General features: G+C 69.3%; 13 protein-coding genes. 3 read left to right on the top strand and 10 right to left on the bottom strand.

Annotated elements, in window-relative coordinates:
- Window positions 1-5: 5 nt before the first annotated feature.
- From Q0C38_RS12700 to Q0C38_RS12685, 4 genes are read right to left on the bottom strand one after another with little or no spacing between them, the layout of a single operon-like run.
- Complete coding sequence (locus Q0C38_RS12700; protein WP_291297471.1) at window positions 6-1010, bottom strand: ABC transporter ATP-binding protein; 1005 nt, start codon at window positions 1008-1010, stop codon at window positions 6-8.
- Window positions 1011-1021: 11 nt separating this feature from the next.
- A complete protein-coding gene (locus Q0C38_RS12695; RefSeq protein ID WP_291297470.1) occupies window positions 1022-2359 on the bottom strand; it encodes an amidase in 1338 nt (445 codons plus the stop codon).
- A gap of 10 nt (window positions 2360-2369) precedes the next feature.
- Window positions 2370-2570 (bottom strand): hypothetical protein, encoded by a 201-nt coding sequence (locus tag Q0C38_RS12690; RefSeq protein WP_291297469.1) that lies wholly within the window; start codon window positions 2568-2570, stop codon window positions 2370-2372.
- Window positions 2571-2586: 16 nt separating this feature from the next.
- Window positions 2587-3636: an ABC transporter ATP-binding protein gene (locus Q0C38_RS12685; RefSeq protein WP_291297468.1), complete on the bottom strand. Its 1050-nt coding sequence runs from the start codon at window positions 3634-3636 to the stop codon at window positions 2587-2589.
- Window positions 3637-3773: 137 nt separating this feature from the next.
- Here Q0C38_RS12685 and Q0C38_RS12680 point away from each other — a divergent pair, with 137 nt between their 5' ends.
- From Q0C38_RS12680 to Q0C38_RS12670, 3 genes are all read left to right on the top strand, one after another.
- Window positions 3774-4127, top strand: coding sequence for a nuclear transport factor 2 family protein (locus tag Q0C38_RS12680; RefSeq protein WP_291297467.1), 354 nt, complete (start codon window positions 3774-3776; stop codon window positions 4125-4127).
- Between the two features lie 90 nt (window positions 4128-4217).
- Window positions 4218-4484 carry an Lrp/AsnC ligand binding domain-containing protein gene (locus Q0C38_RS12675; protein ID WP_291297466.1) on the top strand — a complete coding sequence of 89 codons (267 nt, stop codon included), beginning with the start codon at window positions 4218-4220 and terminating at the stop codon, window positions 4482-4484.
- Window positions 4485-4496: 12 nt separating this feature from the next.
- A complete protein-coding gene (locus tag Q0C38_RS12670) occupies window positions 4497-5576 on the top strand; it encodes an AbrB family transcriptional regulator (protein WP_291297465.1) in 1080 nt (359 codons plus the stop codon).
- On the opposite strand, the gene Q0C38_RS12665 is transcribed toward Q0C38_RS12670, so the two are convergent.
- From Q0C38_RS12665 to Q0C38_RS12640, 6 genes are all read right to left on the bottom strand, one after another.
- Window positions 5562-6404: an alpha/beta hydrolase gene (locus tag Q0C38_RS12665; RefSeq protein ID WP_291297464.1), complete on the bottom strand. Its 843-nt coding sequence runs from the start codon at window positions 6402-6404 to the stop codon at window positions 5562-5564. The genes Q0C38_RS12670 and Q0C38_RS12665 overlap by 15 nt on opposite strands.
- Before the next feature lie 37 nt (window positions 6405-6441).
- Window positions 6442-7482: a hypothetical protein gene (locus Q0C38_RS12660; protein WP_291297463.1), complete on the bottom strand. Its 1041-nt coding sequence runs from the start codon at window positions 7480-7482 to the stop codon at window positions 6442-6444.
- 68 nt (window positions 7483-7550) lie between these two features.
- The gene (locus tag Q0C38_RS12655) at window positions 7551-8237 is read right to left on the bottom strand and encodes an ABC transporter ATP-binding protein (RefSeq protein ID WP_291297462.1); all 687 of its coding nucleotides are present in this window, start codon (window positions 8235-8237) and stop codon (window positions 7551-7553) included.
- Window positions 8230-8973 carry an ABC transporter ATP-binding protein gene (locus tag Q0C38_RS12650; protein WP_291297461.1) on the bottom strand — a complete coding sequence of 248 codons (744 nt, stop codon included), beginning with the start codon at window positions 8971-8973 and terminating at the stop codon, window positions 8230-8232. Before Q0C38_RS12650 ends, Q0C38_RS12655 begins: the two co-directional genes overlap by 8 nt.
- Window positions 8966-9943, bottom strand: a complete 978-nt coding sequence (locus Q0C38_RS12645) for a branched-chain amino acid ABC transporter permease (RefSeq protein WP_291297460.1) — start codon at window positions 9941-9943, stop codon at window positions 8966-8968. The genes Q0C38_RS12650 and Q0C38_RS12645 overlap by 8 nt, the downstream gene beginning before the upstream one ends.
- The gene (locus Q0C38_RS12640; RefSeq protein WP_291297459.1) at window positions 9936-10856 is read right to left on the bottom strand and encodes a branched-chain amino acid ABC transporter permease; all 921 of its coding nucleotides are present in this window, start codon (window positions 10854-10856) and stop codon (window positions 9936-9938) included. The genes Q0C38_RS12645 and Q0C38_RS12640 overlap by 8 nt, the downstream gene beginning before the upstream one ends.
- Window positions 10857-10890 lie beyond the last annotated feature (34 nt).

Raw genomic sequence — 10890 nt, 5'->3', positions numbered from 1 at the left:
CTGCCTCAGCCGTCAACGCGGATGCACCGGGCCATGTGCTCGGGGATGGGATAGCGCTCGGTCGGCAATTCGCTGCGGCACACATCCTCGGCGTAGGCACACCGGGGCGCGAAGGCACAGCCTGTGGGCAGCCGCGCGAGGTTCGGCGGCGCGCCGGGGATTGCGGCAAGCCTGGTCCCGCGAAGCCCGGCATGGACGGTCGAGTTCATCAGCCCCTGGGTATAGGGGTGCAGCGGCCGCAGCATCACCTCGGACACGGGCCCCGACTCGATGAAGCGGCCCGCGTACATCACCGCCACGCGATCGGCGATCTCGCCGGCAACGCCGAGGTCGTGGGTGACGAAGATCACCCCCATGCCGAGCTCCGTCTGAAGCTTGCGCAACAGCAGCAGGATCTGGATCTGCACCGTGGCATCGAGCGCGGTCGTCGGCTCATCGGCGAGCAGCAGCTTGGGCCGGCACGCGAGCGCGATCGAGATCATCGCGCGCTGGCGCAGGCCGCCCGAAAGCTCGTGCGGGTAGTTGCCCAAGCGTCGCTTGGCCGACGGGATCTGCACGAGTTCCAGCAGTTCGAGCGCGCGCGCATCCGCTGCCTGGCGGCTCACGCCCTCGTGGCGGATGATCGTCTCGGCGATCTGCTGGCCGATGGTGAACACGGGGTCGAGCGCGGTCATCGGCTCCTGGAAGATCATCGCCACCTGGCCGCCGCGAAGGTCGGTCAGCGCTGCCTCGTCCATCGCCAGCACGTCCTGGCCGGCCACCTGCACGGTGCCGCCGATCTGCGTCTTCCTCGGCGGCAGAAGCCGCATCAGCGCGCGCAGCGACACCGACTTGCCGGACCCGCTCTCGCCGAGGATCACGAGCACCTCGCCAGGGTCGAGGCTGAAGGTTACGCCGTTGACGGCATGCACCGTCGCATCCTTCGACACGAACTTCACCGTCATGTCGCGCACGGAGACGAGCGGCGCTGTTGCGGTTCCGGGTCGTTCTGTGAGCGTCGCGGTCTGCATGGTCGTCATCCTCACTGCGGCAGGCGTGGGCGGCGCAGATGCCAGTCGGTCGCGCGCTGGTAGGCAGCACCAAGGCGGATCAGCGCGGCCTCGGCGAAGGGTGGCCCGGCGAGTTGGAAGCCGGCCGGCAGCCCGTTGGCGGTGAAGCCACAGGGAACGGAGAGAGCGGGTAGCCCGGTGTAGTTGAAGGGCCGCGTGTTGCGCACCATGCGTGCCTGGATCGGGCCGTAGCGGGCCACGTCACGCTCAGCATCGGTCTCGTCACGCCGCGGCACGGGCTCTGCCAGCGCGGGAACGAGGATGGCATCGGCCCCGGCAAAGGCAGCGTCGCAGAACGCGGCCGTCACGGGCCCGCGCAGCCGCAGCGCCTCCAGATAGGTTGCGGCCGGGATGGCAAGCCCCGTCTGCTGCCGCGCGAACAGGCCCGGTGCGTATGCCTCCGGGTGGTCGCGCATCATCGCGGCGTGGATCGTTGCGGCCTCGGTCATCGTCACCACGCCCTGGAGCGTGAGCAGCCGAGCGACATCGGGCAATGTGACGGGGATGAGGTGCACGCCCAGGCGCGAGAACACTGCCTTCGCATCCTCGATCAGCGCGGCGATGCCGCCGTCCAGGGCCTCGTAGAACCAGCCAGCGGGAATCCCGATCGTCATGCCGGTGACATCGGCCGTGGCAGCGACCAGATAATCCGGAACCGGAACGTCAGCCGCCGTCGGGTCGCGCGGGTCGGGGCCCGCGATCGCCGCCATGATCGCGGCGATGGTGGCGACATCGCGCGCCAGCGGGCCGACGCAATCGAGGCTCCACGCCCGCGGCATCGCGCCCGAGCGGCTGACGCGGCCCCAGGTGGGCTTCAGCCCCGCGATGCCGCAGCACGACGCGGGAACGCGGATCGACCCGCCCGTGTCGGAGCCGAGCGCGGCCACGACGATGCCAGCCGCCACCGCCGCGGCGCTGCCGGAGGACGACCCGCCCGTGACATGGGCAGGGTTCCACGGGTTCGCCGTGTCACCGAAATGGATGTTGTGTCCCGTCGCCCCGCCTGCCCACTCGCTCATCGTCAGCGTGCCGATGTCGATGGCCCCGGCAGCGTCAAGGCGTGCAAGAGCCGTTGCGGTGACGGGCGCGATCCAGTCGCGCCGCAACGTGCTGCCGCAGGCGCTGACGCGGCCCTTGCGGTAGTACATGTCCTTGTGCGCGAGCGGGATGCACGAGAGCGGCCCGGGCCGTGGCGCGCGGGCGGCCTCGCGCGCGGCGTCGGCCTCGATCCGGATGAAGGCATTGATCGCGGGCTGCCACGCCTCGGCTGCGGCCAGCGCCTCCTCGACGCGCGCGGCAGCGTCGTTCATCGGCGAAGGGTCATCGGCGCGCATTCGCGGCAAGAACGCCGCGGAAGGCCTGCGGCTCATCCTCGAAGGAAAGCCGCGCGGCGGCAGCGCGGACGCCTTGCGCGAGCACCGTCACGTCGCGCGCGATCTCGGCCGCCCGCGCATCGGTCACGGCAACGCCGTGGATGCCGTCGAGAACCGCCTTCACCGCGGCCGCGTCGAGTGTCGCCATGGTCACTTCTCCTGAATCAGGTTGGCGCGCGGCTGTGGCCGCTGCCCTTGGCCGCCATGTGGCAGGCGGCGAGATGCGCATCATGCGCGACGAGGCCGGCAAGCGGCGGAGGCCTGGCCGCGCACACCTCCTCTGCGAATGTGCAGCGCGTGCGGAAGCGGCAGCCCGAGGGCGGGTTGATCGGGTTCGGCGGATCGCCCGTCAGCGGCGGTTCCGTCATCCGCTTCGCCGGGTCCATCGAGGGGCGGGAGGCGAGCAGCGCGCGCGTGTAGGGGTGCCGCGGCCCGCCATAGATGCTCGCGACGGGCCCGACTTCAGCCACCTGGCCGAGATACATCACCAGCACGCGGTCGGAGATGAACTGCACCACGTTCAGGTCATGGCTGATGAAGACGTAGGTGAGCGAGAAGTCGCGCTTGAGGTCGACCAGCAGGTTCAGCACCTGCGCCTCGACCGACTTGTCGAGCGCCGACACAGGCTCATCCAGCACGATCACGCGCGGCTCGAGCGCCAGCGCGCGGGCGATGTTCACGCGCTGTCGCTGCCCGCCGGAGAGCTCGTGCGGATAGCGTCGCGCGAACTGCTCTGGTGCTAGGCCCACGGCCGCGAGCAGGTCACGCGCCCTTGCCCGCGCCTTCGCCTTCGGCACGCCATGCACGGCGGGCGCGAAGGCGATGCTGTCCTCGATCGGCAAACGCGGGTTGAGCGAGGCGTAGCTGTCCTGGAACACCATCTGGATCTGCCGACGCATCTCCGAGAGCGCCATGCCGCCGGGACCGACCGGCTCCCCATCAAAGATGACCTCGCCGCCATCGGGCTCGAGCAGCCGCATCAGCAGCCGCGCGGTGGTGGACTTGCCGCAGCCCGATTCGCCGACGATGCCGAGCGTCTCTCCCTTCATCACGCTGAACGAGATGCCATCGACCGCCTGCACGGTGGCCACCGTGCGGTTCAGGAACCCGCCCTTGATCGGGAAATGGCGCTTGAGGTCGTTGACGATGAGCAGCGGCTGCGCGGGGCCACCCCTGTCACGCGGATCCAGCGCCGCTGCCTCTGTTCCGGTCATGGCCACAGTGTCTCCGCTTGCGCCCGCCCCCGCAACCGGGGATCGGCCCGGGCAATGCAATCCCCGCGCCAGCAGCCGCGGTCGACCAACCCGGGCAGGTCGGCTAGCCTCGCGCAAACATCCGGAGGGACGGCACCATGACCACACGCGAGGTGGCAGAAGCGTTCGCGGCGCTCTGCAAGGCGGGGCGCTTCGAGGAGGCGGGCGAGCGCTTCTGGGCCGCCAGCATCGTGAGCATCGAGCCGATGGAAGGCCCGATGGCGCGGCTCGAAGGGATCGACGCGGTGAAGGGCAAGTCGACCTGGTGGTACGCCAACCACGAGGTCCATGCCTTCGAGACGCACGGCCCCTACATCAACCGCAACCAGTTCGCGCTCCGCTTCTGCATCGAGGTGACGGCCAAGGCCACCGGCCAGCGGTTGGCGCAGGAGGAGATCGCCCTCTACACGGTGGCCGACGGCCGCGTGGTGGAGGAGCGGTTCCTTTCCTGAGCCCCCTCAGCTGCACCCAGCGTGGCCTGCCCCCCGCTTGTGCCCTCATAGCGTCACCCATACTGTCGGGCGTGACCCGGAGGGCTTCCGATGCGACCGCTGTTCGTGCTGATCAAATGCGAGATGGGCCGCGCCTACGAGACGGCCCGCGAGGCGGTCGATCGCATCCCCGAGGTGAGCGAGATCTACTCGATCTCCGGCCAGTATGACCTGCTCGGGAAGTTCTACCTCGACCCCGGCCAGGACCCCGGCCTGTTCGTGACCGAGCATGTCCAGCGCCTGCCCGGCGTGAAGGACACGTTCACGCTGATCACGTTCAACGCCTTCTCCGGCAGCGCAGCGGGAGGCGGGGCCTAGCGGGACCGCCGCGTGGCCAGGCCTGACCTGTCGCCGAAGCGGCTCGCGCTCTACGCCGCCACCCTCGCGCTTGCCGCGATCGGAGGCTACGCCGCCCATCTCTTGCGCATTCCGCTCGCCTGGATGATCGGCGCGATGGTCGTCGTCGCAGGGCTCGGGATTGCAGGGGTGAACCTCGCCGCCCCCGCGGCCTTCCGGCCGGCGGCGCTCGTCGTGCTCGGCACCAGCTTCGGCCAGGCCTTCACCCCGCCCGTGCTCGCTGCCCTTGCCACCTCGCTTCCCGCCCTCGTGATCGCGGGATTCGCCTCGGTGCTGGCAGGCGCCGCCGTCTCGCGCGTCACCGCGCGGGTGGGCGGGATGGATACCAAAACGGCATTCTTCATCTCGGTGCCGGGCGGGATCATCGCGATGGTGGTGCTTGCCGCCCGCGCCGGCGCCTCGGTTCCCGCCGTCACGCTCGGGCAGACGCTGCGCATGGTGCTGGTGGTGCTGATCTATCCGGCAGCGATGGCCGCGATCGCCACACCCGGCGGCGACATCTTCTCCTTCACCCCTCCCCCCGTCTCCTGGCCCATGGTGCCCGTGCTGCTGGCACTCACCGTCGCGGGTGCCTTCGCCACCAACCTCACCGGCATGGCGAACCCGTGGATGATGGGGCCGGTGTTCGTCTCGCTCGCGCTGGCCGTCATCGGCACGCCGCTGACGGGGCTGCCGGGGCCGGTGATCGACGCGGCCCAGGTGGCGATGGGGGCGACGCTGGGTGCGCGCATGACGCGCGAGTTCCTGCTGAAGAGCCGACGCCTGCTGATCGCGAGCGTGGTGAACATGCTGCTGATCGGGCTTCTCTGCGGCCTCATCGGGCTTGGCTGCATCGTCTTCGCGGGCCTGCCGGTCGGTGCGACCCTTCTCGGTACCGCGCCCGGCGGGATGCCGGAGATGGCGATCACGGCCAAGGTGATGAACCTCGGGGTGCCGCTCGTCCTCGGCTTCCACCTCGTGAGGCTGCTCATCTGCAACCTTTTCGTCGGGCCGTTCTACCGCTTCTATGCGTGGACGGAACGCAAGCTGGGGCTCGCCTCAGACCCCAAGTAGCCCCATCCCGGCCGCGAACAGCGCGCCCTCCGGTTCCGCCCAGGCATCCTGCACCGTGAAGTGGTTCCGCCCCGGCAACTCCAGCGCGGCCGCCTCCGCTCCGGCACGAGCCCAGCGGCGGGCGAGGCCCTGGCTCTGGCGCAGGAACTCCGCACTCTCCGCCCCGCCGACCGCGGCGATGATGCGCAGGCCCTTCGGCGGGGCGAGGTAGAGGGCCGAGAGGCGCGTCGCTTCCGCGAAATCGAGGTCGAGCGCCTGGTTCAGCGTGGTGCCGAGCAGCGGCGGCAGGTCGAACACACCCGAGGTCGGCAGGCAGCCCGCGAAGCCAAGGTCGTGCGCCCCGCGCGTTGCCCAGTCCGTCGCCGCGAGCGTGGCCGCGAGATGCCCGCCGGCGGAATGCCCACCCACCAGCCAGCGCCGCGAGAGGCCGAGCGCGTCTGCCTCGCGCCAGAGCGTGACGGTCGCTGTCCTCACATCCTCGATCAGTGCGGCGAGCGACACTTCCGGGCAGAGTGGATAGCCAGGCAGTGCCACCGCCACACCGCGGGCGAGCCAGGGCTCGACCATGAAGGCGAAGTCGCGCCTGTGCCGCCGCTGCCAGTAGCCGCCATGGATGAACACGAGAACCGGCGGCGCGCTCACCCCTTCGGGGCGGAACACGTCGATCATCCGCCGCTCGCCGGTGCCGTAGGGCAATGAGACGGGGCGATGCCGCAGCACGGAGGCGGCGGAGGTGGCGGCCCACCGCGCGGCGATGGCCGGATACTCCGGCACCATCGGAACGGTGGCGTATTGCTTTTCCAGGTAGCCGAAGGTCAAATCAGTCATGGTGTCCTCAATTCGAGATAGAATCCATGTTCCCCAACTAGATTTTGTGGCCTCTCTTACCTTTTTCGCTAACACAATACTTTCCAATATCCTGAAATTTAAGCAGACTCAAATCTTGAGTTGGCCATTTCTGTACATGGGAATCTTCCTTTATCCACGACAGTAAATGTTTCTGGATTTCGGAATCCGACAAAAAATCTGCTTTCGACACTTCAAGAGAAACGTGCTGATGTGGCTTGTCACGTGCACTCCTTCTTTTGCCATCTGGAATAGGTGAATCAGAATATTGGTTTTTTCGATATATCGGACCGCCGCTTTTAGTCTGTGCCAGTTCATCTATAAATTTTTTCTTGCTTCGTGCCGACGGGGCTATCTCGAGGAAATAATCGTAGGCTTCGTCCCCGGCGCGCTGGATGGTTTGCCCCTTCCAAAATTCACGGTCGATCGCGGGCATGGTGGTGATGGCCTCGTTGAAGATCGCCGGCACCTGCGCGGCGAGGAGAGCGGCCGCCAGGGGCGCGAACAGCGCCTGCTTGGCAACGAGGGTGGCTGCGAAGAAGTCGGCCATCTTCGCGGTGCCGTGCGCCCAGGCCTTCGGCACGGCCCAGACCCGGAAGCGCGTGGGGATGCGCGGGTCGGTGAAGTGCATCAGCTTCTCGCCCATGGCGAAGCGCGTGCGCTCGGCGACCGTGGTCATCGGGGTGGTGGCGTCATAGTCGATCACCACGACCATCACCTGCTGCAGCGCACGGGTGGCGGTGTCGGCGTCGACGAGCGTCTTCTCCATCCTCCGCCAGGCGCCGTTCGCGTTGCCCTGCCATTGGCCGTATTGCGGAACGATGTTCTCCGACACGTCGCAGCCGCCAAGCTCCAGCGCCATGATGTGGCCAAGGGCGAAGGCGGTGCCGGCGGTGTCGAACCCGTTGGCGCAGAGGGGGGGATTGTCGCGCCCCTGCGAGCTCTGCCGGACGATCTCGCCCACCATCATCACCGGGTTGGCGAACCCGGCCCCGTCATCGAGGAGGATGAAGCAATTGTCGGAAGCCTGTGTCAGCCCACGCCCGCCTGTGACGATCATTGCCTCGCCTCCATTGCACGCATGCAGCGTAGCAGCGCACCGGCGGACGCGGCAAAGCCCACGTTCCCCTACACGCCGATCAGGGCATGCAGGGTCTCGCGTTCATTCAGCAGCGCAGCCCCGGTGCCCTGCCAGGCGACGGCCCCCTTCTGCAGCACGGTGAAGCGCTCGGCGAGGCCGCTCAACGCGCGCACGTCCTTGTCGACGACCAGGATGGCCAGCCCCTCGGCCTTGAGCCTCGCAAGCACCGCCCAGATCTCCGCCCGCACCAGCGGGGCGAGCCCCTCCGTCGCCTCGTCGAGGATGAGCAGGCGCGGGTTGGTCATCAGAGCGCGGCCGATCGCGAGCATCTGCTGCTCGCCGCCAGAGAGCGTGCGCGCCGACTGTCCCGCACGCTCGCCCAGCCGCGGGAACAGCGCGGTGACGCGCGCGGCGTTCCAGTGCCCCGGGCGGGCTGTGGCGATGAGGTTCTCGCGCACGCTGAGGGTGGGAAACACCTGCCTGCCCTCCGGCACGAGGCCTAGGCCGAGCCGCGCGATGCGGTGGGGCGGCAGCCCGTTCAGCGCCACGCCGCCGAACCGCACGCGCCCGCTGGCCGGCGGCGTGAGGCCGAGGATGGTGCGGATGGTCGTCGTCTTGCCCATGCCGTTGCGGCCGACGAGCGCGACAGCCTCTCCCTCGCCCACGCTGAGGGAGACGCCGAACAGCACCTGTGCCGCGCCGTAGAAGGCGGTGATGTCGTTGGCTTCAAGCATCAACCACGTCACCGAGATAGGCCTCGCGCACCGCGCGGTTCGCACGGATCTCGGCCGGTGCGCCCGAGGCGATCACCCGCCCGCCGGCCAGCACGGTAATGCGGTCAGCCAGCGCGAACACGGTGTCCATGTCATGCTCGACCAGCAGCATCGCGATGCGGCCCTTCAGCGCCGCGAGCCGTGCGGCGAGCGCGGGGGTCTCGGCCGCACCCAGCCCCGCGGCGGGCTCGTCGAGCAGCAGCACGCGGGGGGCCTGCGACAGGGCGATGGCGAGTTCGAGCTGCCGCTGCTCGCCATGGCTGAGCAGCCCCGCCGGGATGTGTGCGCGGGAGGCGAGCCCCGCTGCGGCGAGTGACGCATCGGCATCGACGGTCAACCCCCGGTCGTTCCGCGCAGCGCGGAGAAAGCCCCAGTGCCAGCCCGATGCCGCCTGCACCGCGAGCATGACGTTCTCCCGCACCGTCAGGTCACGGCAGAGCTGCGTGATCTGGAAGCTGCGCGCGATGCCGCGGCGCGCGCGTGCGGCAGGGCCGAGACTGGTGATGTCTTCGCCAGCGAGCATCACGCTGCCACCATCGGGCCGCTGCTCGCCGGCCAGCATGGCGACGAGGGTGGACTTCCCAGCCCCGTTCGGGCCGATCACCGCGTGGCACTCTCCGGCCGCAAGCGTGAGCGTCACGTCCTCGTTCGCCGCGAGCGCGCCGAAACGCCGCGTCAGCCCTCGCGCTTCAAGCATGGCCACCCTTCCCCGCGACGACGCGCCAGAGCCCGCCGCGGAAGAAGAGGACGACGACCAGCAGCGCCGGCCCGAGGATCAGCATCCAATGCTCGGTCAGCGCCGCGAGCTCCTCCTCCGCCGCGAGAAGCGCGATGGCGCCGAGAACGGGGCCGAACAGCGTTCCCTGCCCGCCGAGGATCACCATCACCATCAGCTCGCCCGAGCGTTGCCAGGAGAGGAGATCGGGCGAGACGAAGGAGGATTGGTTGGCGAGCACCGCTCCCGCGAGCCCCGCGACCGCACCCGAGAGCGTGAATGCCGCGAGCCTGATGCGGTAGACCGGAACGCCAAGGGCCAGCGCACGACGCTCGTTCATCCGCGCGCCCTTCAACGCGAGGCCAAAGCGTGCGGCCATGGCAGAGCGTGCAAAGGCGAGGAACGCGACGAGAAGCGCGAGCGCGGCCCAGTAGAGCGGCGCGTCACCCGCCAGCGATGCGCCCACAAGAACGTTCCGCCCCGGCACCATCAGCCCGTCCGTCCCGCCGTATTGTGGGAGCGCGAGGACGAGGAAGAACACCATCTGCGCGAACGCCAGCGTGATCATGATGAAGTGCACGGCCCGCGTGCGCAGGCTGATCGCCCCGATCGCGGCGGCAAGCAACCCCGAGACGAGGGCGGCTGCCGGCCAGGCGACCAGCGCTTCCGCCGTGCCGCCGATGCGCACCGGCCAGTCGATCACCGCGGTGCCATCCGCCCTGTGGTGCAGCAGCACGCCGGCGACATAGGCGCCGGTGCCGAGGAAGGCGCCGTGGCCGAAACTCACCATCCCGCCATAGCCGAGCACGAGGTCGAGTGCGGCGGCCGCCAGCGCGTACGCCAGCATGCGCGTCAGCACCGACAGCAGGAACGCCTCGTCCATCGCCTCCAGCACGAAGGGTGCCGCGACCAGCAGCGCGAGGCCGACCGCGACGGCGGCGCGTTCACGCATGGCGGGGGAACAGACCCTGTGGCCGCACCGCGAGCACCACCGCCATCAGCAGGTAGACCGCGACGGAGCCGAGATTGGCCGCGACCTGGTCAGCGCTCGCGGGCGGCAGGAGGCCGCGCAGCAGCGTTGGCAGCAGCGCGCGTGCCCAGGTGTCGGTCAACCCCACCAGCAGGGCGCCCGCCATCGCCCCGCGCACGCTGCCCAGGCCACCGACAACGACGACGACGAAGGCGAGAATGAGGATCTGCTCGCCCATGCCCACCTGCACGGCGAGGATGGGGCCCGCCATCACGCCCGCCAGCCCCGCAAGCGCGCCACCCACCGCGAAGACGAGCGCGAAGAGAAGCCCGACATCGACGCCGAGTGCCTGCACCGTCTCGCGGTTCGTCGTGCCCGCGCGGATCAGCATGCCCGCCCGCGTCCGGCCGATCAGCCAGCCGAGGAACAGCGCCGCCCCGATGCCGGCGGCGATCACCACGAGCCGGTACGTGGGATAGGGGATGCCCGGCAGCACCTCGATCGTTCCGGCCAGCGCCGCCGGGGCAGAGAGGAAGATCGGTGCCGGGCCCCACAGCACCTTCACGCCTTCGTTGAAGGTGAGGATCAGCGCGTAGGTGGCGAGCACCTGGTCTAGATGGTCGCGCGCATAGAGGCGCCTGATGATGGTGAGCTCGAGGATCAGCGCGATCAGCGCGCCCGCCGCGGCGCCCGCGAGCACGCCGAGGGTGAACGAGCCGGTGCGCGCGGTGATGGTGGCGCCGACGAAGGCGCCGGCCATGTAGAGGCTGCCATGGGCGAGGTTGATCACGTCCATGATGCCAAAGATCAGCGTCAGGCCGGCGGCCATCAGGAACAGCATGACGCCGAACTGAAGCCCGTTCAGCGTCTGCTCGACGAAGAGTGTCGCGGTCATGAGAGAACGGCGGGAGGCCTGCGCCCCCCGCCCT

The organism is Elioraea sp., assembly GCF_022842375.1.
In the GTDB taxonomy this organism is placed as follows: domain Bacteria; phylum Pseudomonadota; class Alphaproteobacteria; order Acetobacterales; family Acetobacteraceae; genus Elioraea_A.
The sequence above is the reverse complement of the archived record's forward strand: the minus strand, read 5'-3'. Positions and strand labels throughout refer to the sequence as shown.